We start from the raw sequence: 25,680 nt of genomic DNA, 5'->3' as shown, positions 1-25,680 counted from the left end.
TCCTACCGTTCGATGTCGCAGGGGCCCGCCGCGGCGGACACGCAGGTCTGGATGAGGACGCCCGGCTCGGCCTCGGTGATCTCGCCGGTGCGCAGGTCGCGGACGGCGCCCGCCTTGAGCGGCGTGATGCAGCCGAAGCAGATGCCCATGCGGCACCCGGAGGGCATGAGCACGCCGGCCTCCTCGCCGACGTCCAGCAACGGCGTGGCGCCGTCCGCGTCGACGGTCTTGCCGGTGGCGCTGAACGTGACCTCGCCGCCGTCGCCGGCGACGACGATGCCGGGGCGGAAGCGTTCGGTGTGCAGGCGCTCTTGTACGCCGTGCTCGGTCCAGTGCGCTTCGGCGGCGTCCAGCAGGCCCGCGGGCCCACAAGCCCAGGTCTCGCGCTCGGCCCAGTCGGGCACGAGTTCGTCGAGACGGGCGATGTCGAGCATGCCGTCCGTGTCGGTGTGAACCTCGGTGAGCCGCAGCTTGTTGTCCGCGACCAGGTCGTGCAGTTCGTTGCGGAAGATCACGTCTTGCGGCTGTGGCGCGCAGTGGACCATGACGACGTCGTCGAACTCGATGTCGCGCAGCATGCCCATCACGGGCGTGATGCCGCTGCCGGCCGTCAGGTAGAGCACCTTGGCGGGCTTGGCCTGCGGCAGCACGAAGTCACCGGTCGGCTGGTCGAGCTGGATCAGCGTGCCCGGTTTCGCCCTGCGGACCAGGTGGTTGCTGACCTTGCCGTCCGGGATCGCCTTCACGGTGATCGTGACGCGGCCGTCCCCGCGGTTCGTCGGCGAGGTGATGGAGTAGGCACGCCACAGGCGCACCCCGTCGACGTCGACCCCGATCCGCACGTACTGACCGGCTGTGTGGCCGCGCCAGCCCCGTCCCGGCCTGATCACGACCGTCGCGGCGTCACCCGTCTCGGGGTGCACGGCCTCGATGCGCCCACGCAGGTCAGCGCCCGCACGCAGCGGGCTGACCAGGTCGAGGTAGTCCGACGGCAGCAGCGGCGTCGTGACCATCTCCAGCAGTTTCCACGCCCTGCTGCGGAGGGCTGTACTCGTCATGACTCCAGCTTGCTGTGCCTCAAGGGGTAAAGTCCTGACCGCAGGACGTAAATTTGATCGGCTGAATTGTTCGCAGGGAACAAAATCGTGAGCCAAGCAATCCGGAGGGCCAGCGAACTGGCCCTGGATGAGAAGACGGTCACCGCACTTCGGGCCGCGCTGAAGACCACCGCCGACGAGGTCGTCCAGGCGATCATCGACGAGGTCCCTCCCTACGCCAACGCCCTTTCGGGCCGCATGGGCGCCACCATCCGCCGAGCCGTCCGTACCGCCCTGGGGCACTACCTGGACCTCGCGAGCGGGAACGCCACAGGCGGCGACGCCGGTGACGCAGCCTACGAGCTGGGCCGCGGCGAGGTGCGCGACGGCCGTTCGATGGACGCCCTGCTCAGCGCCTACCGCGTCGGCGCCCGCGTGGCCTGGCGATGCCTGGCCGCGGGTGCCGTACCCGTGGGTCTGCCCGCCGCCGACGTCGCCAAGTTCGCGGAGCTGACCTTCGCCTACATCGACGAGCTCTCTGCCGCGAGCGCCGCGGGCCACGCCGACGAACTGGCCGCCCGGGGCAGGGCCCACGAGCGACACCTGGAACACCTGGCCCGCGATCTCCTCGCCGGCGCGAGCCCGGACGTGCTGCTGGCCTCTGCTCAACGTGCCGGGTGGCAGCCGCCGACTTTGCTGACCGCGGTCCTGCTGCCCGCCGCCCAGACCCGGCCTGCCTACCGCACGCTCGACCCGAGCACCCTCGTCCTCGACGATCTGCCGGACGCCACCGGTGTGCTGCTCGTCCCCGACGCCGACCGATCACATCTCTCGCGGCAGCTGACCGACCGCACCGCCGTGGTAGGTCCGGCCCGGCCATGGACTCGTGCTTCCGCCTCGTATGCACGAGCCGTACGCGCGCGCTCCCTCTCCTCTGATATTCGCGACACCGAGGACCACCTGCCCGAGCTGGTGCTGAGCGCTGACGCGGACGCGTTCGCAGACCTGCGTGCCCGAGCCCTCGCACCGTTGAGGGCCCTGCCTGTCGCGACGGCACGGCGGCTGGAGGAGACGTTGCGGGCCTGGCTGCTGCACCAGGGCAGGCGGGACGAGGTGGCGGCGGCGTTGTTCGTCCATCCCCAGACGGTCCGGTACCGGATGTCGCAGCTGCGGGGGCTGTTTCCGGATCTCGCATCGCCACAGAGGGTCCTTGAACTGACGCTGGCGGTCGGTCTTCGGGTCAGCTGACGCGCACTTCGACTCTCCGCGCCAGCGCGCGCCACGGGCTCGTGCAGGGGGGGAGACCTTGCCGCGCCTGGCGCCGCGGGCGCCGGACCCGGTGCGCCGCAGAGCCGGCCTCGCCGGTCAGGCTCTGGGGGCGGTGAGATTGCCCGAGGGGCGGGGGCCTGCGGCGCGGCGGAGCCGGTTGGCGATCGCGACGCCGAGACCCTCCTCGACGGGAAGGGACGCGATGATCAGGTCGCAGCCGCTTTCGTCGAATGCGTGCAGGTACCCGTACAGCTCGCGGGCGTAGGCGGCGAACGAGGCGGGAACCGCCACCACGGTGTGCGCGTTCACCGTGGCGTCGGCGAAGGCGGCGGGCACCAACACGCCCACCCGGTGTCCCAGCTCCTGGGCGAGTTCCACTTCGGCGACGACCTTCTCGGGCTCGACGAGGACGACCCGGCCACGTGGTGCGTAGTGTGAGGGATGCTGGCCTGGAACCCGGACGGGGCTCGCCGAGGGTTCCGCTGGCGGGTAGCCCAGAACTGCTTCGAGGTCCTCGGCCGTCACCCCGCCGGGCCGCAGGATGCTCGCGACGTCTGCGGTGACGTCGACGATGGTCGACTCGACGCCGACCTGGCAGGAGCCGCCGTTGAGGACGAAGTCCACGCCGTCGCCGAGCTCTCTGCGGACATGGTCGGCGGTGGTGGGGCTGACAGACCCGAACCGGTTCGCGGACGGTGCCGTGATGCCGCCGCCGAACGCGGACAGCAGGGCGAGGGCGACGGGGTGGTCGGGCACGCGCACGGCCACCGTTTCCAGTCCACCGGTCGCCTCCAGGGGCACCCGCCGCCCGCGTCGCAGCACCAGCGTGAGCGGCCCTGGCCAAAACGCCTCGGCCAGCACACGTGCCGTCTGCGGCACCTCCTCCACCCAGTCGCCGAGCTGTGCCGCGCTGGCGATGTGAACAATCAGGGGGTGGGAGGGCGGGCGGCCCTTCACCTCGAAGATCCGGCCAACAGCGGCGGGATCTTCCGCGTTAGCGCCCAGACCGTAGACGGTCTCGGTGGGAAGGGCCACCAGACCTCCGGCGCGCAGCACGCGCGCAGCCTTCTCGATGTCATCTTTCGTTGCCGTCACACGCGCATTTTCTCACCGAGCCGACCCCTCGAGTGTCGGGTGGGTCCGGTGGGCGGTGGCGACTTCCGCCCCGACGCGCACCTGGGCCGCTGCGGCCGGGTGGCAGGCCGCCGCTCTGGTGTGTGGCCTCAGAACAGGCGCGCCGGTATGCCGACACCACGGACGGTGACGACGTGGGCCGTGCCGTCCGCCAGCCGGTAGGAAAGGCCCACGACGGCGACCCGACCGGATTCGACGGCCTCGGCCAGCAGACGGGATCGGTCCAGGAGCAGGTCGACGGTGTGCTTGATGTGCTCGGTGATGAAGTCCGGGTCCTCGGTGTGTCCGGCAGCGTGTGAGGCCAGCACGCTGGGGGTCACACGTTCGATGACGTCGCGGACGTAGCCGCCGGCCGTGGTGCCGTCCTGGACGGCGGCGCGGGTGGCCGCGACCGCGCCGCACGCGTCGTGGCCGAGTACCACCACCAGCGGGCTGCCGAGGACCTGCACCGCATACTCGATGCTGCCCAGCACCTCTGCGCCGACGACGTGGCCCGCGGTGCGTACGACGAAGAGGTCACCCAGCCCGCGGTCGAAGACGATCTCTGCCGCCAGCCGAGAGTCGGAGCAGCCGAACATCACCGCGAACGGGTTTTGGCCAGGTGCGGTCTGGGCTCGGCGTGCGGCGTCCTGGTTGGGGTGCTCGGGCGAACCGGCGACGAATCGTTCGTTGCCCGCCAGGAGCGTCTCGAAGGCGTCGCGGGGCGTCAGGTTCTGGATCTCTGCCATGGCCGCAGCTTACGGCGCGGGCTACGGCCCGGGCGGAGCCAGTGCGCCATCCAGTTGCGGGGGCGCGAGGAGCCGGGCGACCCCTCTCCGCGGCGGGTGGCCGCCGAGAGGAATCGCCGGATGATCAAGAAGTCAGCGCCGTGGGTCTGGCAGGCGGTGCCCTTGAGCACCTGCAGGTCCGGAGTGCCCACGGCGGAGCCGACCAGGCCCTTGCCGAGGTGCTCGCACTGGATCACCCCCTCGACCGGAAGTTACTAGTCACCAGCGGACTGCCCGACCCCGTCAGCTCCGCGCGCGAACGCACCGGGTGTCCGCGCTTCCTGGCCGAGACCGGGTACGCGGATCGAGTGCGGGCCGTCCTCACTCAGCATGGCCACCGCCCGGATGGTGAACTCGGGAAGATCCACGCCGGCGAACCGCCCCAGGTCCCGGCCTTCACGAAGGAGCGCCCGGATCGACGCGTACCACCGGCCCGGTACGGCCACCGCTCTGAACCCCATGGAGGTGATGAACCCGGACGCCCGCGCGGAAGCCGAGGCGTCCGACGCCCGCCGCGCGCGTGGCAAGACGCTCGGCCCGCTGGACGGCATCCCGAACACCGCGAAGGACGGCTACCTCGCCAAGGGGCTGACGGCCGCTTCCGGCGCCCCGGCGTTCGAGCACCTCGTGGCCCGGCGCGATGCCTTCGCCATCGAGCGGCTGTGCGCGGGCGGGGCCGTACCGTTGTGAATCGCGGCTAGGAAGGTGGGAGTCAACTCCTTCCCGACCTGAATCCCTTCTTCTTGCGCCCCTCGGATTCGTGGCTGCGCTCGGACTGCTCCCGAGGGGGCATCACTTCGGTCGCGGGCCGGAGCCTGACGCCGAGGACCACGCGGCACCCGGTGGCGCCAACCCCGAGAGTCCCGCTCAGGCATCCGGAACTCAGACGTGCACAGGGCCGGGATGCCCGCCCGGACGGGAGCGGAAGGGGCCGGCCGGTTCGTCCCGGCCGGCCCACGCAGCGGGCCGGCCGGGACGAACCGGGACTCAAGCCCTTCAGCTGTTGATGCAGGTGTTGCCGAAGGCGGGGTTGAGCAGGCCGATCACGCTGACACTGTTGCCGCACGCGTTGATCGGGATGTGGATCGGGACCTGGATCAGATTCCCCGACAGCACGCCGGGGGATCCGGCGGCCACGCCTGAGGCACCGGCGTCGGCGGACGCGGCGGACGCTCCACCGAGCACGGCCATACCTACGGCGAGTGCGAGACCTGCGCTCTTCAGAACACGGGACATGGGGCTCTCCTTGCTGGTTCAGCGGCGCGTATGCGCCGGCGGCCCGAGGTAGGTACCGCACCCCGTCTTCGTTGACGTACGCCAGGGTGGTTTGGGCTCGAGCGGCCTGTTCCCTCGAAGGGGTGATCCCGCTCCCGCATCTGGCCGAATGCTTCACACGCCGGGCTGCACAAGGTCGTGCCGGCGCCCTCCGGTGGCCTCCGAACCTCGCCGCGACGGGCAGAACCGCCGAGCCGCCTCGGCTTGCCCTTGAGCGCCCGAAGTTCGGCGAACTACTGACGTACGCGCGGCCGCACGACACCGTGCACATCTCCGAAATGTTCCGCCGTGCGACAAGACCGACGACGTACGACCGCGCACCTGGAAGGCCGGTCCATCGCCGCCCTCGCCGCGACCACGATGTGAGCCGCGGCGCCATCCGTACCGCCGTCGCCGAGCTCCTGCCCGAATGCACGACCGCCGACCAGGGCGTCCCGGCTCCGGAACTGGCGGTCGTCCTCGACATGCCGGGCGAGGTCGCGGGCTTCCTCCGCGCCACTGAGCTGGAGCCCGCCGAGCGGGCCGCGCTCGACCAGGGCGTCACCGTACGGGGCGGCCAGGGCTACACCTTGCGGGTCAGCACCGGGCCGGAGGTCCACCGCCAACTCCTCGACCGCTGCCAGCCGCTCGGCAACGCCACGGCGATCCCGGCAACAGTGCAAGGCCCGACGCGAGTACGCAATCCGCGTCAACGCGCTCGGGGCCGACAACTGGAATCACACGCTGTCAAAACTTCTGACAGCAACACCGGTCTCTGGTCCGTTCCTACCGGACCCCCAGCTTGCAGCGCACCGTGCGGACCGCGACCGCGCTCGCCGGCAACGACACTGGCCGGTGAGGGCGCCCGTCGGCCCAACAGGGCGCCGCGCGAGACGGCCGCACAGCGCGAGGCGGGGGCCTTGAGTACCTCCGGCGGCTACGACATGCGCGACACCTACCGGGACGCGCCGGAGGAGGTGATCTCCGCGAAGTCCGGCACCGGCACCCTGCCCGCGGCCAGCGGGGAAGAGGCGCCGCCGGCGTCGGTGGAGGTTGTCGACCTGATGGCCATGCTGGAGAAGTCCGTGCAGTGATGCGAAGAGCACCCGTCCCGAGCCCGCCACCGTGCACCCGCTCCCTGGCAAGAAGACGGCAGCGAAGAAGGCCACGGCCAAGAAGACAGCAGCGAAGGGTCGCCGGTTCCGCCGTGACCGCGTTCCAGACCCGCTACCTCGCCACCCGGCTGACGGAGGCCCTGCGCGACGTGCACCGCGTCGCCGTCAGTCGGGGCGCGCGGCTGGGCGATCCGGTGCCGGGGGAGTGGCCCGTCACCCCGTGACGTGACCCGGACCGCCGCGCGTCCGGTGGTGGGCATCCCCCAACGGCACTGACATGGCGCGGTGTTGGTCGTTCCAGAGTCTTCACGCTCCGCTCCGTCGTGGGTACGCTCCGTGCGTCATGGTGGGGTTCAAGTGGAGCCCGGACTCGGGGGGATGCTTCGTGATCGAGCAGGCGTACGTTCAGGCCGGCGACAAGCCCACGCCGGCGCTCAAGGACATCAGGGACCGGATCGCGAAGGCGGTGGACGCAACGGAGGGCAGCACCGGCCTCAAGCGCCTCGCCTGCTGGCTGCAGATGCCGGTCGATTCCGCGTTCGGGAAGATGATGGACAGCAACTGCCAGGGGCGCGCCAAGGAGGTCGGCGCTCTGCTGAGCCCCGGGAAGGACGGGCTCTTCACGCCCGCCGACCTCGGGTCGGTGCTCAGCGCCTCGGCCGCGTGGACCGGCATCGACACGGCCCTCAAGGCCGAACGCGCCGTGTACGTCAACGGCCCGGCCGAGCACGTGGGCGGGGTCAAGAGCAAGTTCACCAGCGGATTCCACGTGATCGTCTTCCTGGCCGTCGGGAAGGACACCGACGACCGCGTCTACTACCTGGGCCTCGACCCGGACGTCAGCGCCACGACGGAGTCCCGGGCGGCGTGGAAGGCGCTGGTCGCGGGGGAGCCCGAGACGAAGCCGGAGGAGTTCACCGCGGCGAAGAGCCTGGGGGTCGTCAAATCGATGATCCTCGGCGACGAGGAGGGCGGCTTCGGCCCGCTGGTCCGCAAGTACTACGTCGACACCACCGCGAAGTTCCCCAAGATCAACCGCTTCGGCTGAGCGCATCCGGCGCCGTCGAACACGACCTGACCGGGACGGGGTGCGAGCGCGGCGGAGTCTCGCACCCGAGGTCGACATACACGGGGCGGGTCCAACGGCGTGGCGTTGTTGGGCTGTCGGGGGTGTGGGCGGCGGCGCGGGCGGGGCAGGTTGGCAGGGCGGGAGAACCCCGGAGGGCGGTGATGGTGGAGTGCGACTGGTGGACGGTGGAGTTCGGGGACGCGCGCGCGGGTGCGGTGGGTGTCCTGGTCGGCGGTGGTGAGCCGGGGCCGGTGTACTTCGACGTCGGGAGTGGTCCGGACGTCCGTCGAGCACCCACTGGACGGCCTACGACGGCCAGGCTGGCCGCGCTGCGCGCCGTCGGCGTGCTGGACCGGATCGCCGCCCGCATCGCGAGGGAGGCCGCCGGCGCGCTCAGCGACGCCGGCATGTCCGCCGAGACGGTGGCCGCCGGACTGGGGACGACCCACTCCAAGGAGCGGGCGGCGACGTTGAGTTCCCGAATACCCACCGGGATCAGGTCGCGACGGTCTGCCGACGGGCCTTCGAGTGCTGCCGCCGCCTCGCGGCCGGGGGCGACGGCGGCCGGAGCGGCCGGTGCGACTGCTGCACGCGCGCTGAACTTCTGCCGTGCCTTCCGCCGCGAGGCGACCACCCCTTCTGCCCCAGCCCACTTCCGAACGCCCGGTCAGCCCCCCGGGCTTTCGTGTACGGGGCCAGACGTCCTGTAGCGTCGAAGACGGACGCGTGGGGGCACACCGGGGAGCCGCGTCCGAGGTCGAGGCCGCCCGCCGCGAGCCCCGGCAGCCGGCCTTGCCGAGCCCGTTCACCCTCCGGACACGGTTGTCCTGTCAGTGTCTGTTCCTAGGGTGTGGGTCATGAGCATGATCGGGCGGTACCTCCGCCTCACCCGGGCCGAATTCGAGCGCGCTTGCCAGGACCCGCACTGGGCGGCCGAGCACGCCCGCGCGCTGTATGGCCGCGACGACGAGGCCGCCACCGCGCGGGTGCACGAGACCGATAAGGCCTGGCACGCCCTCGATTTCCTGCTGAACCGGCGCGGCTTCCCGGTGGACGTGGTCTATGGAGAGGCGGACATGCCCTGGCCGGAAGGCCAGGACTGGGGCTACGGTCCGCCCCGGCTCCTGACCGCCGACCGGGTGCGCGCCGCCGCCGACGCCCTGGAGGGCCACGCTCCCGACACCCTGACCGAGGCCGTTACCCCGACAGATCTGGCTGCCGCGAACATCTACCCGACGACCATCTGGGAACGCGGCGAGGAACCGGACTGGGTCGCAGCGCACTGGGCGGACCTCGCGAAGTACCTGCGCGCGGCGGCCAGAGAGGGAGACGCGGTACTCCTGTGGATTACCTGAACCAAGCTGACCTGCCTTCTCCCCGCAGAGCGGTTCCGTGTGCCGCCCACTGTCACCGGAGTCTCCTCCACCGGCAACGGAGGCCGCCCCCCTTCCCCCGCCCCGAAGCCCCCTCAAGGCTTGTGGGCGACGCCGCCGGCGATGCACCGCTGGGCTGAGCTCAGAGGCCTCAGCCGCGGGCCGTCCGGCCACCAGTCGGCACACCGCACCAGGCCCGGGTCGACCATCTCCAGACCGTTGAACAGCTCCTCCAGCTCGGCCCTGGCGGAGAAGGTGCCGCTGCCCATCATGCTGTGCAGGAACATGTCCTCCATCTTCCGGGCGGTCGCGCTGTATTCGTCTTCCGGATCCAGGAAATGACTGATCGCCACATAGGAGCCGGGCGGAAGGGCCTCGAGGTAGGCGCGCATGATGTCTTTGCGCGTGCGCGTGTCCTCGCCGTTGTAGTGGTGCAGCGTGCCCATGTGCAGCAGCGCGATCGGCTCGTCCCAGTCCAGGTGCGCACGTACGACTTCGCTCCCGAGCAGCCTCTCCGGTTCGAAGATGTCCTCGGCGGCGATGACGGCGCTCTCGTTGCCGTCCAGGAGCGCGCGGCTGTGGGCCAGGACCAGGGGGTCGTTGTCCACGTAGACGACCCTGGCGCCCGGGTTGACCCGCTGCACGACCTGGTGGGTGTTCTCCGCGGTCGGCAGACCCGACCCGCAGTCCAGGTACTGGATGATGCCGGCCTGCCCGGCGAGGAAGCGGCAGACACGGATCAGGAAAGCGCGGTTCTCGACCGCCAGGTCCGCGGCCTCCGGAGCTGCTTTCTGCACACTCCGGACCACCTCGCGATCCACCTCGTAGTTGTCGGTGCCGCCCAGGAACGCGTCGTACACCCTGGCGATACTCGGTTTCGTCGGATCGATCTGGGTCGTTGCACTCGACATGGGACCTCGCGGGCGGTCTCGATGGGATCGGTCGGCCAACGGACACTAGCCAGGCCAGTAGGCCGAACAGGGCATCGATCGCCAAAGACGTCCCGGATTCCACCCGATGGTGTGGCCGAACGAGTGGTGGCGCAGGCCGGTTCGGCGCCGCCGCCTTCGGGATGGCCGAGCTCCTGAACCGGGTGGGGGAACGGCTGAACTCGCCGGCGGCGCAGGCACCGGCCGCGGTCCTGAAGGCGATGGCCGCACTTGAGGAGCTGACCCGACGGGTGGCTCGGGATGCTGCCTCCATGGCTGAGGCCGACGAGCCACCCTGGGAATGGCAAGCTTCCTGAGGTCCAGGCGGGCAAGCCCCTGTGAATGTGGCCAAGCAACCCTACCGCCCGGTGAGAATCGCTCCTTCCCTCTGTGGAGGTTGCGGCGGCCAGGCGTTCTTCGTGCTGGTGAATGACTGTGGAGCGGAGCGGGAGCGCTCTGGCTGCGGCAGCCGTGCGTTCATCGCAGACAGCGAGGACTACTGGGAGGAGGACTCCTGGGAGACCGAGAGGTCCGGCCCGGCCTACTGTCCGTGCGGAAGGGACAAGTTCGAGGCCGCAGTCGCCTTCTCCCTCGGTGAGGACGGATCGATCCGTTGGGTGACCGTCGGCCTTCGGTGCATCGCGGACGGATTCTGCGGTGTCCATATCGACTGGGAGATCGATCACGGCCCCACGGATCACCTCCTGACCATGGTCTAGGTCTGCGGAGCGTCCGCCCGAACAGGCCGCGGTTCGTGGAAGGTTCCGTCCCGGAGCATCGCGAAGAGGACGTCGGCCCGTCGTCTGGCGAGGCAGAGAAGGGCCCGCGTGTGGTGCTTGCCCTGGGCGATCTCCATGTCGTAGTGGGTCCGCGATGCCGGGTCGCCCAGGGCGGCGAACGCGGAGAGGAAGAAAGCGCGTTTGAGCTGCTTGTTTCCTCTCCGGGAGGGCTGTTCGCAGCCCAGGTCCCTTGCGACGGCCAGTGCGCTGGTCGGCCCGGTGCCGAGCTGTTGGCTGGTGTTGGGACGTCGCCGGGGCCTTGGTGCGCGGGTGGTGTTCGGGCAGGCTAGTTTGTTTGGATGAGTCTTCTTGATGATGTGGCCGAGCGTGACGGCTGGCGGTGCTGGGTGTGTGACGAACCGGTCGACCCCGACGAGTCGGTGAACGACCCTCGGGGGCCCAGTGTCGACAGCCGGACCGCCGACCGGAAGGCCAAGGTCGCCGAGCGGCTCGCGCACCGCGGGTGCAATACGCGCAAGGGTGCCGTCAAGGTGGTCATCGCCTGGCCGGAGCGCCTGTACGTGGTCGAACCCGCGCCGCTGATCGCCGTTGCCGACAGGCTGGAGCGCAAGGGGGGCCGCGAGGTGGTGGGCCGTTGTCCGACCAGGAAGGACGCCCAGGAGGTGGCGGATTGGCTGGTGGACCGGTTCTCCCGACTGGTACCGGGACTGCCGGTGACCGCGGGCATCGAGACGGGCGGCGGCCAGTTCCTCGTCATCCTGGCCACCGGCCGCCGCTGATCGGGGATCACCCGCACACTCGTGCCGAGATGGGGGTCATCCGGCTACCGAACGCTGCAAGGCCTGGCCAACCAGGAATTGTCCAGCCGATCATGAGCCGGGGCGGGCGGCAGTCCGGCACGGCGCCGGGAGAGGCGGCTCCGCCCGGCCGGGGACCAGAGAGCCCCGGGACCCCCGGGGGGCGGCGGGGCGCGTGGGGGCACAGAGACGGTGGTGAGTGGCCGGAAAGAGCGGGTGGGGCGGCGTAGAAAGGGACCGGATCGAGGTGTTCCGGCCACGCGGCCGGATGCGCGCGGGAAGGGTGGTCCATCGCATCACCGCCCTGGCGGAACCGGACCCCGGAGGCCCCATGGACCCCACCCCGTTTCTTCCCCGACCCCCTTTATCCCGCGAGGAGTTCGCGGCCGATCTGACACGTCTGCGCGAGAAGGCCGACCTGACCGTCCGCGCCGTCGCCGCCCAGGTCGGCGCACCGGGCGCCCACAGCACCATCGGCGGCTGGTTCGCCGGCCAGAACCTGCCGTCGATGGGGTCCCTGCCCCTGTTCCGCCGGGTGCTGCACGTCTGCGGGGTGACCGACCCGGCCGAAATTGAGCGCTGGCTGGAACGGCTCGCCGAGCTGCGGCGATCCCGGGCCCTGCGCGTCGCGTCGGGCGCGTCGCCCTACCGGGGGCTCGCGGGCTTCGAGGAACGCCACGCCGACTGGTTCTTCGGCCGGGACCGCCTGCGGGATGTCATCGTGGACCGGATCCTCGCCGAAGGGGGCGGCGACGTACCCCAACTGCTCGTCGGCGCCTCGGGTTCCGGGAAGTCCTCACTCCTACGGGCAGGCGTGCTGCCCGTCCTGCGCGGTGAGCACGGCTGTACACCGCTGCTGCTCGCCCCCGGCCGCGACCCGATGCGCGCCCTGGCCTGCGCCCTGTCCGCGGAGGCCGCTCTGACCGCGGAGTGGGCGGACCTGGCGGGCGATCCCCTCGAACTCGCCGCACGTGTCAAGGCGGTGGCCCAGCGGGAGGGGGTACGCATCGTCGTGGCGGTCGACCAGCTGGAGGAGGTGTTCACCGTGTGCCCCGACCCCGCAGGACGGGAGCGGTTCCTGCGCTGCCTCGCGGCCCTCCCCTCCTCCGACGTACGCGTCACGGGCTGTCTGCGCGCCGACTTCTACGGCCAGGCCCTCGACCAGCGTCCCCTCGCGGCAGCTCTGCAGAAGGGCCAGACCGTCGTGGGCTCGCTCAGCGAGGACGAGATCCGCGCCGTGGTCGGCGGCCCCGCCGCCAAGGCCGGTCTCGTCGTGGACGAAGGGTTCATCGACGTACTCCTCGCCGACCTGCGGGACTCCGGCCCCGGAGCCCTGCCCCTCCTGTCGCACGCGCTGCTGTCGACCTGGGAACGCGGCCGCGGCACTGCCCTGACCATCGCCGACTACCGGGCGGGCGGCGGGATGTCCGCGGCTGTCTCCGAGACGGCGGAGGAGGTCTACGCGGGACTGTCGGAGGCCGAGTGCGCACGCGCGCGGCAGCTGTTCCTGCGGATGGTCGCGGTGGGCGACGGGGTGCCCGACGCGCGCAGGCTGCTGCCGCTGCCCCCGCCCACGGGGCACCCCGACCGGGCCGAAGAGGTGTACGCGGTCCTGGAGCGCTTCGTCGACCGCCGCCTGGTCACGCTCGACGGCGACGGCGCCAGGATCACCCACGAGGCGCTGCTCACCGCCTGGCCGAGGCTGCGCGGCTGGATCGACACCGACCGGGCCGGACAGATCGTCCGGCAGGACCTGACGCGTGACGCCGACCGCTGGCTCGCGCACGGCCGCGACCCCTCGCTGCTCTACCGGGGCACCCGCCTGGCCGTGGCCTCCGCCTGGGCCCGGGACGGCGGCCACGCCTCGGAACTCGACGCGCTGGAATGCGGGTTCCTCGACGCGAGCCGGCTGGCGGAGGACGGCCGGGTCCGGCGCGAGCGGCGCGGCGCCCGCCGGCTGCGCCGGCTCCTCGTCCTGCTCTCACTGCTGGTCGTCCTCTCCGGCCTGCTCACCGGTGTCGCCGTGGTCCAGCGCCGTGACGCGCAGAGACAGCAGGCCGTCGCGCTGTCCCGGCTGGTGGCGGCGCGCGCCGAACGGCTGCGGGGCAGCGACCTCGCCCTCTCCGCCCAACTCGGCCTGGTGGCGTACCGCACGGCACCCACGGCTGAGGCCCGGGAGGCGCTGATGGACGCCTCGGCGCTGCCCGCCGTGACCCGGATCCTCGCGTTCCGTGGCGTCGTACAGGCGGTGGCCCTCAGTCCGGACGGACAGACCCTGGCCGCGGGCGGCCTGGACCGCCAGGTCGCGCTGTGGGACCTGCGCGATCCGCAGCGGCCGCGACCGCTGGGAGCGGCGCCTGTCACGTTCGCCGACACGGTGTACGCGCTCGCCTTCAGTCCGGACGGCCGGCGGCTCGCTGCCGGGTCGGGGGACGGGACCGTACGGGTGTGGGAGCCGTCGGCCCCGGGCCAGGCGGCGGCCGGAGCCCGGTCGTTCAAGGGGCCGGCTTCGGCCGTGTACGGGGTGGCCTTCGCGCCGGACGGCAAGACGCTGGCCGCGGCGGGCGCCGACGGCGGGGTGTACCTGTGGCCGGACCCGGAGGTGCCGGCCCCGTCGGCGGGCGCCGAAGGCAGCTCCGCGAGCAGCTCTGCGAGCAACTCCGGAAGCAGCTCCGCCACCGGGACGCGCCTGACCGGTTTCACCGGGGCGGTGCACACGGTCGCGTTCCGCCCCGGCCCCGGCCCGGGTGCGGCCCTGCTGGCCGCAGGCGGCGCGGACGGCACCGTACGCCTGTGGGACCTCGCCGGTCCCGGGCACCCGCTCGCGTACGCGCAGCCGCTGACCGGATCGGCCGGCCCGGTGTTCGGGCTGGCCTTCACGGCCGACGGCGCACGGCTCGTCGCCGGGAGCCAGGACCGGTCCACGCGGGTGTGGGAGGTACCCGCCCCAGGCTCCGCCCCCGCCCCGCCCGCGGTGATCGGCGGGGCCCCGGCCGCCCCCGACGGCCCGGCCAGCTACGTCAACGCCATTGCCTGCGGTCCTGACGGGCAGTGGCTGGCGACCGGCAGCGCGGACAACCAGGTACGCCTGTACGACGCCCGGACACGCCTCCTCGCCGGAGTGTTCCCGCACCCGGGCCCGGTCACCTCGCTCTCGTTCCATCCCGGCGGCCGGCAGTTGGTGACGGCCGCCGCCGACGGCACCGTGCGTCTGTGGCAGCTGCCTCCGCGCCCGCTGCGCGGCTTCCAGGGCACGGTCAATGCGATCGGCTACGCGCCGGACGGGAAGCTGCTCGCCGTAGCGGGGCGCGACGTACAGCTGTGGGACGTCTCCGACCCATGGTCCCCGCGCCCGGTTGGGCCGCCCCTGACCAATCCCACGGGGTACTCCGCGACGGTCTCCTTCACCCCGGACGGCCGCACTCTCGCGGTGGGCGGCCGGGAGGGCAAGCTGTGGCTTTGGGACCTCTCCCGCCCCGACCGCCCGGCGCCCTACGGAGAACACCTGGCCGGCGGCACCGGAACCATCCAGTCCGCCGCCTTCGACCGGACGGGCCGGACCCTGGCCGTGGGCAGCGAGGGGCGGACCGTACGCGTGTGGAACACGGCGGACCCGGCGCACCCGCAGCTCTCGGCGGAACTGTCCGAGCCGACGAACTACGTCTACTCGGTGGCGTTCAGCCCGGACGGGCGGCGGCTCGCCGCCGGCACGGTCGACAAGCAGGTGCTGCTGTGGCGGCTCCCGCAGGGCGGCGGCCGGCCGGTGCTGCAGTCGACCCTGCACGGTCCGGGCAGCTACGTCATGTCCGTCGCGTTCAGCCCCGACAGCCGGATCCTGGCGGCCGGTACCGCCGACCGGGACGTGTGGCTGTGGGACGTGAGCGGGGACCACCCGCGCAGCGCCGGGCCGACGCTGACGGGGCCGAGCAGCTACGTGTACGCACTCTCGTTCGCCCCGGAGGGCGGCACGCTCGCCGCCGCCAGTACGGACGGCACCGTGTGGCTGTGGGACATCGGCGATCCGCGGCGGACTCGGCCCCGCACCGTACTGAGCGGCCTCGGCGGGAAGGCGTACGCCGTCGCGTACAGCCCGGACGGCCGCTCCCTCGCGGCCGGCGGCGCCGGCCCGGCCGCCCTGTTGTGGTCCCGCGACGAGGACGAGATCACCCGGAGGCTGTGCGAGCGCGCGGGGACGGTCATCACCGCTCAGGAGTGGGCCCAGCTCGTTCCCGGACTGCCGTACGCGCCGCCGTGCCGGTGAACGGGCCGCCGGGCTGTACGGAGTTGTACGGACCGCCGTACGGGCCTGGTCGACCTGCGGTTGATTCCTTCCCCCGGCCGCCGCCGGGATGGCTCTCTGGTGGAGCGCCGCCGGATCGGCCGGGGCGCCGCACACCACCGAGAGTCTCCCGAGGAGAACGATCATGCGCATGACGACCACCACCCTGCGGTCCCGGGCCGGACTGGCCGCCGCCGCGGCCGCCGTCGCCCTGACCGGTCTGCTCGCCGGCGCCGGCGGCGCCGACGCGGCCGGCAGTTACATCTCGTCCAACAGCGGCGGGGCGAACGAGCGCACCTGCGCCAACACCGGGTGCGGCTCGCTCGGTTACCTGTCCAACGGGACCGGCGTCACGATGCTGTGCTGGACCGACAGCCAGTGGGTCTACCCGCCGAGTTCGAACTACGCCTCCAACCGCTGGTTCCGCGTCTCCAGCTACGTGGGGACCGGCTACGTCCACTCGTCCCTGGTGGGCGGCCAGACCAGCGTCGGCCACTGCTGACGGTCCCACCGGCTCGGCCCCCGGCCCCCGGTCCCCAGCTGGCGCCGGGGACCGGGGGCCGGGGTGTGCCGCTACCGGTCCGTGGACGGGGCATCCGCGATCTGGATGGCCTGGGCGGCGACGGTGATCGACGCCTGGCCTGGCCGAAGGTGACGGCGAGGTTGACTCCACAAGCCCGCGTCCTGACGCAACGGGCGGCCCCCCCCGACGGCGCGAGCCGCCCGGTGGGTCAGGTGCCGGTCTGGCGCCGTCGGTGTGACCGGTCTCGTGAAGGCCGGGACGACCATCCCGCACGGATTGTCATCGATCGACCACGTTGCGCACGCGTAATGCCCCGACAATGGCTGGCAACGGCGGCCACAGAGGCCGACCGGCAGCCAACTGGCATGAGGCGGAGGAAAAGAAGATGGCCGATCAGGCCATACCCGAAGAGCTGAGGCAGCGCGAGAGGGTCTTCCTGCCGGGACGGCAGGGCGGACCCTCCACCGCCCGGCGGCGGAAGTCCGTCAACGTCACGGTGGGCGTGGGGCGATGGCCTGCGTGGCCGCATAGAACAGACGGCGGTGCAGGCATGCGGCGCGGGCCGCTGGCCGTGCCGTGGGTGGTCAACGGGGCTTTTGTGGGTGACCGGGTGAGCGTCGCAGGAGTCCTTCACGCGGGCGCAGAAACCGGACTGGACCCAGAAGTCGCCGGCCCCGCTTCCAGTGCGGGTAGTCCGAGCAAGGCAGGGGAGACGGTGGGACGGTGCGTCGTGCTGAGGTTCTCCTGATCTCGAAGAGGTGGGGCGGGCGGTTGGTCTTTGCCGATGCCGATGCCGATGCCGATGCCGATGCCGGTGCCGGCACCGTGGCCGCCGGGTCGTGGGGCCTCGTCCCTGCCGGTGTGGTGGGGACGGGGCGGTGGTCGCATGTAACCCTGCGTCGCATTATGCTGACTCTTTGTAATCTGTGGGTGCTGCGCTACAGGGGCGAGGCATCCCCGTGGAAGGGGTCATCAATGTCTGCCGCGCTTTCCGACGATCTCCAGAAGATCATCGACGACACTCCCGTCTTCGCGACGGTGGCGACCGTCCAGCCCGACGGAAGGCCGCAGTTGTCGGTGACCTGGCTCGGCCGCGACGGGGACGATCTGCTGATCTCCACGACGGTCGGCCGCAGGAAGGAGAAGAACCTGCGGCGCGACCCGCGCATCACCGTCATGATCAACCCGCACAATGCGCCGTACACCTATGCCGAAGTGCGCGGTACCGCCACCCTGACCACGGAGGGCGGCCAGGACTTGATTAACGAGCTCTCACGCAAGTACACGGGCAAGGACTACGCAGACTTCAACCCGGCCTCCGCCGAAGACGCGGAGCGCGTCGTGGTCCGCGTCACCCCGGACAAGGTCGTCGGCTCGCTCTAGGAACCGTCCGGCCGATCATGGGGGACAGCCCAGGGCCCCGCTACCGTGCGCAGTCCACGCCGAGCGCGGCGAGGGCAGCGCACTGGGCGGCGTCGTGCTCGTTCCGGCGGGCCCGGATGTTCCCGTACCCGATCCGGGTTGCGATGCTGCGTCCTGCGCGCTGAACCTTCCGGCTTGATTCGGGGGACGAGAGGCTGGGGTACCGAGAGCAGGGGCGGGGGACCAGCTCCTGGCCCTGGCGCTAGGGTCGGCAGCAGCCCGTGCCGAGATGGCGTGCTCGGGTGAGGCCCGGTGCCCGGTTCTTCCGGGGGCAGCCGTACCACCGGGCCGCCCCAAGCAAGCGGGAGAGACCGGCCGATGATGGCTGGTCAGCGGTCCGTGACATCCCCCATGGTGCCCACCGGGGGGCGCCCCCGGCGCGCAGCCGTGGGTGGCGCCGGGGCCCCGTCCCCCAGAGGACGACGTGCGGCGGCCCTTCGTTTCTTGGGTCCAGACGGGCCAGGACGTTCGGCTAGCCGGCGGTCGGCGGCGCGATCACTGGCCCATCACGACTGCTCATCCAGACCGGGCGGTGCGGGGAGAAGTGGCTGAGCCCATGTGAGCCCAGCGCCACCAGGCCGGGCTCCACGATGTGCTGCTCGTCAATCGGCTCCATGACGGCTGCGACGACGCTGGCCGCCCGAACCCGGGGCGACTGCCTTCGCCACTGAAGCCGCCTGGGAACGACTTTCCGAACTCCCTCCCGTGCCCACCCCTGCGCACTACCGTGCCGCGCATGACCACTCTGATCATCGGCGGCAGCGGCTTCCTGGGAGCCGAGCTCATCCGGCAGGCGAAGGCCGCCGGGCACACCACGGCCGCGACGTACGCGACCAAGCCCGGCGACACCGCTCACACCGCTTGGTACCCCCTTGACCTACGAGACGCCCAACGCCTGGACGCGGTGATGAGCGAGGTGCGCCCGAACGTCATCCTCAACGCATCGAGCGGAGGAGCCGACTGGCAGGTGACGGCGCAGGGCCCCATCCGGCTCGCCATGGCCGCGGCGAAGCACCGAAGCCGCATGGTCCACGTATCCACTGACGCCGTCTTCTCCGGCGCCCGTGTCCACTACGACGAGTCCTGCCTCCCCGACCCCGTCACCCCGTACGGAGCGGCCAAGGCTGCGGCGGAGACCGGCGTCCTCGCCGTGCACCCGAAGGCCGCTGTCGCTCGCACGTCGCTGATCATCGGCTACGGCCGCTCCGCACACGAGAAGCTCATCCACGACCTCGCCACCGGCACGCGCGACGGCGCTCTGTTCACCGACGACATCCGCTGCCCCGTCCACGTCGCCGACCTAGCCGCCGCCCTCCTGGAACTCGCGATGGGCGAAGCAGCCGGTATCCACCACATCGCAGGGCCCGACGCCGTCAGCCGCCACGAGCTCGGCCTCCTCATCGCCAAGCGCGACGGACTCGACCCATCACGGCTGCCCACCGCCCTGCGAGCGGGCAGTACACATCTCGGTGCCCTCGATGTACGTCTCGACAGCCGCGCAACCCAGCGCGTCCTGCGCACCACGGTGCGCGGTGTGAGGCAGTTCGCCCTTCACGTCCCCGAGGAAGCAGGACGAGGTGCCTCGTAGCCCCGCGCTCCTCACCGGCCAATGATCATCGATATGTGCTGCGGCACAGCTGCGTCATCGCCGGATCCGTCATCCCCGGCGATGCCCGGCACAGATCAGCCACCTCCACCCGGCCAGGCGCAGGGACACGTGGGGGTCGCGAGTCCGCAGGAGCCGGGGACCGACACACCCCCGCACGTCGGCAGCAGGGCAACGAGCAGCGGAGGGACGGTCCAGCGGTGCATCCGACCACCCTGGCGCACAGCAGACTCCTGCACTGACACGGTACGCCCATGCGCTCAGGCGGTGTCCCGGATGGGCAAGGCGATGACGGCGGCGGAGGTTCGGTCGTTGGACGGCTGCGATGCCGGGGCCGACGGCCGGGGAGCAGCCTGCGTCCGGCTCGCCGGCTGACGACGAGCTGCGCAGCTTCCCCGGCCCCAGCGCCCGGGCGCCTGCTTCGAGCGCTGGGGCCGGAGTCCGTGTCGCGGCCGGTCAGAGGGCGTAGCCGCCGGAGACCTCGACGTTCTGCGCGGTGATCCACCGTCCGTCGTCCGAGAGCAGGGTGGCGATGACCGCGGCGATGTCCTCCGGCGTGCCGAGGCGGCCCAGGGCAGTCTTCGCGACGAGGGGCGGGACGAGCTCGGGGAAGCGGTCGAAGGCGTCACCGCCGAGGCGGGTCCGGGTCGGCCCCGGGGAGACGGTGTTGACGCGGATGCCGCGGCCGCTGAACTCCTTGGCCATGTACCGGCCCAGCACATTGAGGGCGCCCTTCAGCGAGGCGTAGGCCGAGTACCCCGGCTCCGGGGCGGCCGCCGTCGCGGAGCTGCTGCTCGTGTGGACGACGGCCCCGCCGTCCGCCATGAGCGGCAGCAGGGTCTGCGTCAGGAAGTACGGGCCCTTCAGCAGGACCCGGGTCAGGCGGTCGAAGTCCTCCTCCGCCGTGTCCTCGAACGAGGCCATGTGGGCGGAGCCCGCGTTGTTCACCAGGTGGTCGAAGGTGTCCCGGTCCCACACCTCGCGCAGCGCCGCGGCCACCGCACCGCGGAAGGCGGGAAACCCGGCTGTGTCACCGAGGTCCAGGGGCAGGGCCACGGCCGTGCCGCCGTCCTTCTCGATGGCCGCCGCCGTCTCCCGGCCGCCGTCCGCGTTGGCACCGTAGGTGAGGATGACCCCGGTGCCCCGCCGGGCGACCTCGATCGCCGTGCTGCGCCCGATACCGGAGCTGGCACCCGTGATGACCGCTACCTTCATGATCTCCTCCTCGATCCGTGACTGGTTGTGCCTTCCCCTCCATTCAAAGCTCTGACCTGCACAGACAGTAGAACGATCCGACCGTTCACTTGCATGATCCTCCCGAGTGCAGGACTCCCTACGGCTCCCGTGCTGCAATGGCGGCATGCCCCTGGACGAGCTCCGCACCCTCCTGGACCGGCACGCCCGGCCCGACTGGACCACCCCCGTCGACGGGGTCCTCATCTCCCGGGTCGACCGCTCCGATCCCCCCGCACCAGCCACCTCCGGCACGGTCCTCGCGCTGATCGCACAGGGCTCCAAACGCCTCATGCTGGGCGACCGGGTCTTCGAGTACGGGCCCGGCCAGTACCTCGTCGCCTCCGTCGACCTCCCCGTCACCGGGCAGTTCGTCGGGGCCACGCGCGAACATCCGGCCCTCGGCTTCGGGTTGACGCTCGAACCCCCCGCGGTCGCCGAACTCCTGCTGCGCGCCGGTACGGGCCCCGCCCCGCGCGCCGCGGGCGGCCCTCCGTCCGGCATCTCCGTCAGCCGGGCCCCCGAGGCCCTGCTCGACGCCGTGGTCCGACTGCTCCGGCTGCTGGACGAGCCCCGCGACCGGGACGTGCTCGCCCCGCTCGTGAAACAGGAGATCCTCTGGCGTCTGATCACCGGCGAACAAGGCCGCGCGGTACGCCAGCTGGGCCTGGCCGACAGCAGCCTCAGCCACGTCTCCCGGGCGGTCCGCTGGATCCGCGACCACTACGCGGAGCCCTTCCGGGTCGAGGATCTGGCCCGCCTGGCCGGCATGAGCCCCTCCGCCTTCTACCGCAACTTCCAGGCCGTGACGGCGATGAGCCCCATCCGCTTCCAGAAGCAGATCCGCCTCCAGCAAGCCCGCCTGCTGCTCGCCACCCACCCCCGCGACGTCACGGGAGTGGGCCACCGCGTCGGATACGACAGCCCCTCACAGTTCAGCCGTGAGTACCGCCGCCAGTTCGGCGCACCGCCCAGCGAGGACGCCGCCCGCCTCCACCGGGACTCCGGCACCGCCTCCCGCACCTCGGTGTGAGTCCGGCAGATCTATCGGGACTTTGAACTCGACTGGATTCTCACGTCGGCCCGTACGACGGAGGAGATCCTGAGCACGCTCCGACAGCTCGGAGGATTGTCCAGGACGTGCATCCTGTACTTCGCGGTGCTCGGCGGCGACGGGCGGGCGGTCGATCGCCTCGGCCAGTGGCACCGGAGCCGGCAGGGCCAGAGGCCAGGGCGGCCGCGGGTGCCGCGAGCGCGGGCAGGCCGGGCGGCATCAGGTTCTTGATCACACAGGCGGGTGTGGCGGGCCGACATCCGCCACGACAGGCCCTCGGCGGATAACTCACCCGTGCGGCGGGATTCATCGCAGACGCCTCACGAAGCCAGGCGTCAAGTTGACGACGCACCTCGGGGGTAGTGGCGTGGCGGGGGTCGACGCGCGGTTCGTGGGACGGTTCAATGCCTGGGTGGGTGAACTGGGCACAGACGTATGTCCAGGCCCTGGACGACGATTGGAAACGGGACGCCTCGCGCGCGGCGCTCACGAACCTCAAGGCGACCCTGTTCTGGCTCCGCACGAACCTGCCGAAGTGCGAAGCGATCGGTGACCGTGCCACGGCAAGCCCCTCCTGCGCGATCACCGCCAGAGGCGGAACGGTTGAGTGAGGCCCGGTGGGCGGCGCCATGGTTCACACCTCGCGATGGGTACCTGGACGGCGAAGGTGTCAGCGCTTTCATGCTGCGGGCCGTCGTGGCGGCCGCCGCCCGCGCAACGTATTGGCGGGGGCTGCGGGCGTACGGGGAGCCCCGGGCGCTGAGTGTCCTCCGTCCTGCCTGACAACTCGTCGTCCCTGCAAGGGAATTACCGGACTACATGCCGATTGTGGGATGGGTCACGCGACGGGAGAGTGAGCGCCCTCACGACAGGAACGAGGAGCCATGAGCACGGATTCCAGCACCGGTGGCGGCGCACCACAGGTCCAGCGGCTCAAAGCCGATTCGGTGGGCTTGGTGGGCGTCGTCTTCATGGCCGTCGCCACCGCCGCCCCGATCACCGCGATGACCGGCAACCTCCCCATCGCCGTCGGCTTCGGCAACGGGATCGGCGCTCCCGCGGGATACCTCTTCGCGACTGCCGTCCTCACCGTTTTCGCCGTCGGCTACGTGGCCATGGCCAAGCGGATCACCGCGGCCGGTGCCTTTTACGGGTACATCTCGCACGGCCTCGGCCGGATCGCCGGCATGGCCTCCGGCATGCTCGCGGTTCTCGCGTACGTCGTCTTCGAGGCGTCGATCGTGGGCGTGTTCTCCTACTTCACCAAAACCACCGTCCACGACCAACTCGGCATCGACCTGCCCTGGATCGTGTACGCGACTGCCATGCTCGCCATCACCGCCGCTCTCGCGCACTTCGACATAAACCTCACCGCCAAAGCGCTCGGCGCCATGCTCGTCGCCGAGATCGCCGTCCTCTTCGCCGTCGCCACTGCCGTCCTGATCGCGGGCGGCGGTCCGGACGGGATCCCGCTTGAGCCCGTCAACCCGAAGAACGCCTTCGCCGGAACCTCCGCCGGCCTGGGCCTGTTCTTCGCATTCTGGTCCTGGGTCGGATTCGAATCCACCGCCATGTACGGGGAGGAGTCTCGCGACCCCAAGCGGGTCATTCCCAAGGCGACCCTGGTGTCCGTCGTCGGCGTCGGCCTCTTCTACATCTACGTCTCCTGGATGACCATCGCCGGCAACGGGCTCGCGAAGTCCATGGAACTCTCCGCCTCCGCGAGTCCGCTCGACCTCTTCTTCGCGCCCACCCAGACCTTCATCGGCTCCTGGGCCGTGGATGCATTCCAGTGGCTGCTCCTCACCGGCTCCTTCGCCTGCGGCATGGCCTTCCACCAGTGCGCCGCCCGCTACCTCTACGCCATCGGTCGTGAGGGCTTCCTCCATCCCGGCCTTGGTCGTACGCACGCCAGGCACGGATCCCCGTACGTCTCCTCCCTGGTGCAGACGGCCATCGCCACCAGCCTGGTCGCGTTGTTCTGGCTGACCGGGCAGGACCCGTACATCCACCTGTACACGCTGCTCGCAATCCTCGGCACGATGGCGATCCTCATCGTGCAGACCCTGTGCTCCTTCGCCGTGATCGGCTACTTCCGCAAGAACCACCCCGAGGACCGGCACTGGTTCCGCACCTTCACCGCCCCGCTGCTCGGCGGCGTCGCCATGGCCGCCGTGGTGGTCCTGCTGCTGCTCAACATGAAGACGGCGGCCGGGCTGGCCGCCGAATCCGTCTTCTTCACATTGATCCCATGGATCGTCGGCGTGGTGTTCTTCGGAGGCCTGGGACTGGGCCTGTGGCTCAAGTACAAGGCTCCCGAGCGCTACGAGATCATCGGTCGAGTCGTCCTGGAGGACGCCGCCGAACGCGCCGACGAGCCCGCCCCCTCCGCCGCGCACATCTGACGAGGAGCCACCGCCATGGCACGTACCCCCCTGATGCACGCGCTCCACCGGCTCGCTGCCGATCACGCCGCAGCCCGCCGGCTCGGCCTGCCCGTCGCCGAGGTCCGCGGCTCCACCAGGCGCCAGCTCATAGGACGCGGCGCCGCCCTCGGGCTCGGCGCCGCCCTCGCCTCGGTGGCGGGGGCTTCCGCCAGCGCCCAGGCCGTGGAGGCCCTCACCGAGAAGAAGCCCGTCACTCCCGCCCGGGTGGCCATCGTCGGCGCCGGCATCTCGGGTCTGACCGCCGCCCTGACGCTCAAGGACGCGGGCGTCGACTGCACGCTCTACGAGGCCAACCCGAGTCGGGTCGGCGGCCGGATGTGGAGCCAGCGCTCCCTCTGGGCCTACGGCCAGACCTCCGAGATCGGCGGCGAGCTGATCGACACCAGCCACAAGAAGATCCTGGAACTGTGCCGCCGCTTCAACCTGCCGACCGAGGACTTCCTCGGCGGCGGACCGAACGGCGCCGAGGAAGTCCTCTGGTTCAACGGCACCTATTACTCGCGCGCTCAGGCCGACGTGGACTTCAACGCCGTCTACCAGGCACTGCACCGCGACCTTCAGAACGCCGGCGAGGTCTCCTGGAACGCGACCACCCCTGCGGGTACCGCCCTCGACAACATGACTCTGTACGAGTGGATCGAGACCCGGATCCCAGGCGGCCACGGCTCGCAGCTCGGCCGCTTCATCGACGTGGCGTACAACGTCGAGTACGGCGCCGACACCGATCAGCAGTCCGCCCTCGCCCTCGTCCTGCTGATGGGCTACCAGCCGAATCCCGGCAACTTCAACGTCTGGGGTCTGTCCAACGAGCGCTACCACATCGTCGGCGGCAACGACCAGCTCCCGAACGCCATCGCCAAGGCCCTGCCCGCCGGTTCGATCGCGATGGGCCGTGAACTGGTAGCCGTCCGCGTCGCGGCCGACGGCACCCAGACACTGACCTTCAACGACGCCGGCGCCACCCGCACGGTCGTGGCCGACCACACGATCCTGTGCCTTCCGCTGCCGATCCTCCAGCGGATCGACGTCACCGGTGCCGGCTTCGACCCGCTGATGACGAACTTGCTGCGCGATGCCCGCATGGGCCACTGCACCAAACTCAACATGCAGTTCACCAGCCGCCCCTGGCGCGGTACCGGCCCCTGGCCCGGAGTCTCCTCCGGAGACTGCTTCACCGACCTCGACATCCAGCAGACCTGGGACACCACCAAGGTCCAGCCGGGTAACGGGGGCATCCTGCTCCAGTACGGCGGAGGCACGCTGGCCGGGTCGCTCACGCCGGGGAGCCCCTTCGCCACCGACTCCGACCCGTACGTACGCACCCTCGCGGGCCGGATGCTCACCGGGATCGACCGCTTCTTCCCGGGCACCAAGGCGGCCTGGACCGGGCGGGCGCAGCTGTCGGCCTGGCACCGCAATCCGTACTCGCTCGGCGCGTATTCGTACTGGCCGACGGGCTACTTGCACAAGTACGCGAAATACGAGGGCACCGCCCAGGGCCGGATCCACATCGGCGGCGAGCACTGCAGCTACGACTTCCAGGGGTTCATGGAAGGCGGGGCCACCGAGGGGGAGCGGGCGGCGAAGGAGGTGATCACCGCCCTGAGCTGAGCCCGGCCGATGCCTGGTCGT

General features: G+C 71.1%; 23 protein-coding genes and 1 pseudogene. 16 read left to right on the top strand and 8 right to left on the bottom strand.

Translation table 11 applies throughout. The annotated features are described in order from the left end of the window. Positions 1 to 2 precede the first annotated feature (2 nt). A complete protein-coding gene (locus K7B10_RS00800; protein WP_229334014.1) occupies positions 3 to 1,058 on the bottom strand; it encodes a ferredoxin reductase in 1,056 nt (351 codons plus the stop codon). Between the two features lie 87 nt (positions 1,059 to 1,145). Between K7B10_RS00800 and K7B10_RS00795 the strand changes: the two genes are divergently transcribed. Further along, on the top strand, positions 1,146 to 2,285 hold the full coding sequence (locus tag K7B10_RS00795) for a PucR family transcriptional regulator (protein WP_229334013.1): 1,140 nt from the start codon (positions 1,146 to 1,148) through the stop codon (positions 2,283 to 2,285). A gap of 117 nt (positions 2,286 to 2,402) precedes the next feature. On the opposite strand, the gene K7B10_RS00790 is transcribed toward K7B10_RS00795, so the two are convergent. The 3 genes from K7B10_RS00790 to K7B10_RS00780 form a co-directional block, all read right to left on the bottom strand. Next, positions 2,403 to 3,401: an L-threonylcarbamoyladenylate synthase gene (locus tag K7B10_RS00790; protein ID WP_229334012.1), complete on the bottom strand. Its 999-nt coding sequence runs from the start codon at positions 3,399 to 3,401 to the stop codon at positions 2,403 to 2,405. A 128-nt stretch (positions 3,402 to 3,529) separates the two neighbouring features. Next, on the bottom strand, positions 3,530 to 4,168 hold the full coding sequence (locus K7B10_RS00785; RefSeq protein WP_229334011.1) for a carbonic anhydrase: 639 nt from the start codon (positions 4,166 to 4,168) through the stop codon (positions 3,530 to 3,532). 254 nt (positions 4,169 to 4,422) lie between these two features. After that, positions 4,423 to 4,668, bottom strand: coding sequence for a hypothetical protein (locus K7B10_RS00780; protein ID WP_229334010.1), 246 nt, complete (start codon positions 4,666 to 4,668; stop codon positions 4,423 to 4,425). Between the two features lie 7 nt (positions 4,669 to 4,675). On the opposite strand from K7B10_RS00780, the gene K7B10_RS00775 reads away from it, so the two are divergent. Further along, positions 4,676 to 4,897, top strand: a complete 222-nt coding sequence (locus K7B10_RS00775; protein ID WP_229334009.1) for an amidase family protein — start codon at positions 4,676 to 4,678, stop codon at positions 4,895 to 4,897. Between the two features lie 306 nt (positions 4,898 to 5,203). Here the strand turns inward: K7B10_RS00775 and K7B10_RS00770 are convergent, their stop codons facing one another. Then, complete coding sequence (locus tag K7B10_RS00770) at positions 5,204 to 5,443, bottom strand: chaplin (protein WP_229334008.1); 240 nt, start codon at positions 5,441 to 5,443, stop codon at positions 5,204 to 5,206. A 938-nt stretch (positions 5,444 to 6,381) separates the two neighbouring features. Between K7B10_RS00770 and K7B10_RS00765 the strand changes: the two genes are divergently transcribed. From K7B10_RS00765 to K7B10_RS00755, 4 genes are all read left to right on the top strand, one after another. Then, positions 6,382 to 6,555 (top strand): hypothetical protein, encoded by a 174-nt coding sequence (locus tag K7B10_RS00765; protein ID WP_229334007.1) that lies wholly within the window; start codon positions 6,382 to 6,384, stop codon positions 6,553 to 6,555. Between the two features lie 113 nt (positions 6,556 to 6,668). Beyond that, positions 6,669 to 6,800, top strand: coding sequence for a hypothetical protein (locus K7B10_RS40620; RefSeq protein WP_267502798.1), 132 nt, complete (start codon positions 6,669 to 6,671; stop codon positions 6,798 to 6,800). 119 nt (positions 6,801 to 6,919) lie between these two features. Next, positions 6,920 to 7,624 carry a hypothetical protein gene (locus K7B10_RS00760; protein WP_229334006.1) on the top strand — a complete coding sequence of 235 codons (705 nt, stop codon included), beginning with the start codon at positions 6,920 to 6,922 and terminating at the stop codon, positions 7,622 to 7,624. 878 nt (positions 7,625 to 8,502) lie between these two features. Next, positions 8,503 to 9,000 carry a YfbM family protein gene (locus K7B10_RS00755; RefSeq protein WP_229334005.1) on the top strand — a complete coding sequence of 166 codons (498 nt, stop codon included), beginning with the start codon at positions 8,503 to 8,505 and terminating at the stop codon, positions 8,998 to 9,000. 113 nt (positions 9,001 to 9,113) lie between these two features. Here the strand turns inward: K7B10_RS00755 and K7B10_RS00750 are convergent, their stop codons facing one another. After that, the gene (locus K7B10_RS00750; protein WP_267501303.1) at positions 9,114 to 9,929 is read right to left on the bottom strand and encodes an SAM-dependent methyltransferase; all 816 of its coding nucleotides are present in this window, start codon (positions 9,927 to 9,929) and stop codon (positions 9,114 to 9,116) included. A 386-nt stretch (positions 9,930 to 10,315) separates the two neighbouring features. On the opposite strand from K7B10_RS00750, the gene K7B10_RS00745 reads away from it, so the two are divergent. Then, entirely contained in the window at positions 10,316 to 10,666 is a 351-nt protein-coding gene (locus tag K7B10_RS00745; RefSeq protein WP_229334003.1) for a hypothetical protein, read from the top strand. Here the strand turns inward: K7B10_RS00745 and K7B10_RS00740 are convergent. Continuing rightward, positions 10,663 to 10,902 (bottom strand): annotated as a pseudogene (locus tag K7B10_RS00740) (IS110 family transposase); the annotation flags it as partial. The gene K7B10_RS00745 and the pseudogene K7B10_RS00740 sit on opposite strands and share 4 nt — an antisense overlap. Positions 10,903 to 11,025: 123 nt before the next feature. Between K7B10_RS00740 and K7B10_RS00735 the strand changes: the two are divergent. The 5 genes from K7B10_RS00735 to K7B10_RS00715 all read left to right on the top strand — a co-directional run bounded on the left by K7B10_RS00735 (position 11,026) and on the right by K7B10_RS00715 (position 19,296). After that, positions 11,026 to 11,466 (top strand): hypothetical protein, encoded by a 441-nt coding sequence (locus K7B10_RS00735; protein WP_229334002.1) that lies wholly within the window; start codon positions 11,026 to 11,028, stop codon positions 11,464 to 11,466. 349 nt (positions 11,467 to 11,815) lie between these two features. Beyond that, positions 11,816 to 15,745: a WD40 repeat domain-containing protein gene (locus tag K7B10_RS00730; RefSeq protein WP_229334001.1), complete on the top strand. Its 3,930-nt coding sequence runs from the start codon at positions 11,816 to 11,818 to the stop codon at positions 15,743 to 15,745. A 169-nt stretch (positions 15,746 to 15,914) separates the two neighbouring features. Beyond that, on the top strand, positions 15,915 to 16,265 hold the full coding sequence (locus K7B10_RS00725; protein WP_143686675.1) for a hypothetical protein: 351 nt from the start codon (positions 15,915 to 15,917) through the stop codon (positions 16,263 to 16,265). 996 nt (positions 16,266 to 17,261) lie between these two features. Beyond that, the gene (locus tag K7B10_RS00720; RefSeq protein ID WP_229334000.1) at positions 17,262 to 17,669 is read left to right on the top strand and encodes a PPOX class F420-dependent oxidoreductase; all 408 of its coding nucleotides are present in this window, start codon (positions 17,262 to 17,264) and stop codon (positions 17,667 to 17,669) included. A gap of 775 nt (positions 17,670 to 18,444) precedes the next feature. Then, positions 18,445 to 19,296: an SDR family oxidoreductase gene (locus K7B10_RS00715; protein WP_229333999.1), complete on the top strand. Its 852-nt coding sequence runs from the start codon at positions 18,445 to 18,447 to the stop codon at positions 19,294 to 19,296. 474 nt (positions 19,297 to 19,770) lie between these two features. Here the strand turns inward: K7B10_RS00715 and K7B10_RS00710 are convergent, their stop codons facing one another. Then, positions 19,771 to 20,529 (bottom strand): SDR family NAD(P)-dependent oxidoreductase, encoded by a 759-nt coding sequence (locus K7B10_RS00710; RefSeq protein WP_229333998.1) that lies wholly within the window; start codon positions 20,527 to 20,529, stop codon positions 19,771 to 19,773. Positions 20,530 to 20,674: 145 nt separating this feature from the next. Here K7B10_RS00710 and K7B10_RS00705 point away from each other — a divergent pair, with 145 nt between their 5' ends. From K7B10_RS00705 to K7B10_RS00690, 4 genes are all read left to right on the top strand, one after another. Beyond that, the gene (locus K7B10_RS00705; RefSeq protein ID WP_229333997.1) at positions 20,675 to 21,580 is read left to right on the top strand and encodes an AraC family transcriptional regulator; all 906 of its coding nucleotides are present in this window, start codon (positions 20,675 to 20,677) and stop codon (positions 21,578 to 21,580) included. Positions 21,581 to 22,017: 437 nt separating this feature from the next. Then, positions 22,018 to 22,212, top strand: coding sequence for a hypothetical protein (locus K7B10_RS00700; protein WP_229333996.1), 195 nt, complete (start codon positions 22,018 to 22,020; stop codon positions 22,210 to 22,212). Positions 22,213 to 22,485: 273 nt separating this feature from the next. Then, on the top strand, positions 22,486 to 24,006 hold the full coding sequence (locus K7B10_RS00695) for an APC family permease (RefSeq protein ID WP_229333995.1): 1,521 nt from the start codon (positions 22,486 to 22,488) through the stop codon (positions 24,004 to 24,006). A gap of 15 nt (positions 24,007 to 24,021) precedes the next feature. Beyond that, positions 24,022 to 25,659, top strand: a complete 1,638-nt coding sequence (locus K7B10_RS00690) for a flavin monoamine oxidase family protein (protein WP_229333994.1) — start codon at positions 24,022 to 24,024, stop codon at positions 25,657 to 25,659. The last annotated feature ends 21 nt before the right edge of the window (positions 25,660 to 25,680 follow it).

Origin of the sequence: Streptomyces flavotricini (assembly GCF_020639365.1) — a bacterium.
Lineage (GTDB): Bacteria > Actinomycetota > Actinomycetes > Streptomycetales > Streptomycetaceae > Streptomyces > Streptomyces flavotricini.
The sequence above is the reverse complement of the archived record's forward strand: the minus strand, read 5'-3'. Positions and strand labels throughout refer to the sequence as shown.

Coding starts and splice junctions, on each gene's coding strand:
- K7B10_RS00785 (WP_229334011.1), bottom strand. CDS start 4,168: ATGGCAGAGATCCAGAACCTGACGCCCCGCGACGCCTTCGAGACGCTC.
- K7B10_RS00780 (WP_229334010.1), bottom strand. CDS start 4,668: ATGGGGTTCAGAGCGGTGGCCGTACCGGGCCGGTGGTACGCGTCGATC.
- K7B10_RS00695 (WP_229333995.1), top strand. CDS start 22,486: ATGAGCACGGATTCCAGCACCGGTGGCGGCGCACCACAGGTCCAGCGG.
- K7B10_RS00800 (WP_229334014.1), bottom strand. CDS start 1,058: ATGACGAGTACAGCCCTCCGCAGCAGGGCGTGGAAACTGCTGGAGATG.
- K7B10_RS00715 (WP_229333999.1), top strand. CDS start 18,445: ATGACCACTCTGATCATCGGCGGCAGCGGCTTCCTGGGAGCCGAGCTC.
- K7B10_RS00770 (WP_229334008.1), bottom strand. CDS start 5,443: ATGTCCCGTGTTCTGAAGAGCGCAGGTCTCGCACTCGCCGTAGGTATG.
- K7B10_RS00760 (WP_229334006.1), top strand. CDS start 6,920: ATGGTGGGGTTCAAGTGGAGCCCGGACTCGGGGGGATGCTTCGTGATC.
- K7B10_RS00755 (WP_229334005.1), top strand. CDS start 8,503: ATGAGCATGATCGGGCGGTACCTCCGCCTCACCCGGGCCGAATTCGAG.
- K7B10_RS00705 (WP_229333997.1), top strand. CDS start 20,675: ATGCCCCTGGACGAGCTCCGCACCCTCCTGGACCGGCACGCCCGGCCC.
- K7B10_RS00735 (WP_229334002.1), top strand. CDS start 11,026: ATGAGTCTTCTTGATGATGTGGCCGAGCGTGACGGCTGGCGGTGCTGG.
- K7B10_RS00720 (WP_229334000.1), top strand. CDS start 17,262: ATGTCTGCCGCGCTTTCCGACGATCTCCAGAAGATCATCGACGACACT.
- K7B10_RS00710 (WP_229333998.1), bottom strand. CDS start 20,529: ATGAAGGTAGCGGTCATCACGGGTGCCAGCTCCGGTATCGGGCGCAGC.
- K7B10_RS00730 (WP_229334001.1), top strand. CDS start 11,816: ATGGACCCCACCCCGTTTCTTCCCCGACCCCCTTTATCCCGCGAGGAG.
- K7B10_RS00725 (WP_143686675.1), top strand. CDS start 15,915: ATGACGACCACCACCCTGCGGTCCCGGGCCGGACTGGCCGCCGCCGCG.
- K7B10_RS00775 (WP_229334009.1), top strand. CDS start 4,676: ATGAACCCGGACGCCCGCGCGGAAGCCGAGGCGTCCGACGCCCGCCGC.
- K7B10_RS00690 (WP_229333994.1), top strand. CDS start 24,022: ATGGCACGTACCCCCCTGATGCACGCGCTCCACCGGCTCGCTGCCGAT.
- K7B10_RS00750 (WP_267501303.1), bottom strand. CDS start 9,929: ATGTCGAGTGCAACGACCCAGATCGATCCGACGAAACCGAGTATCGCC.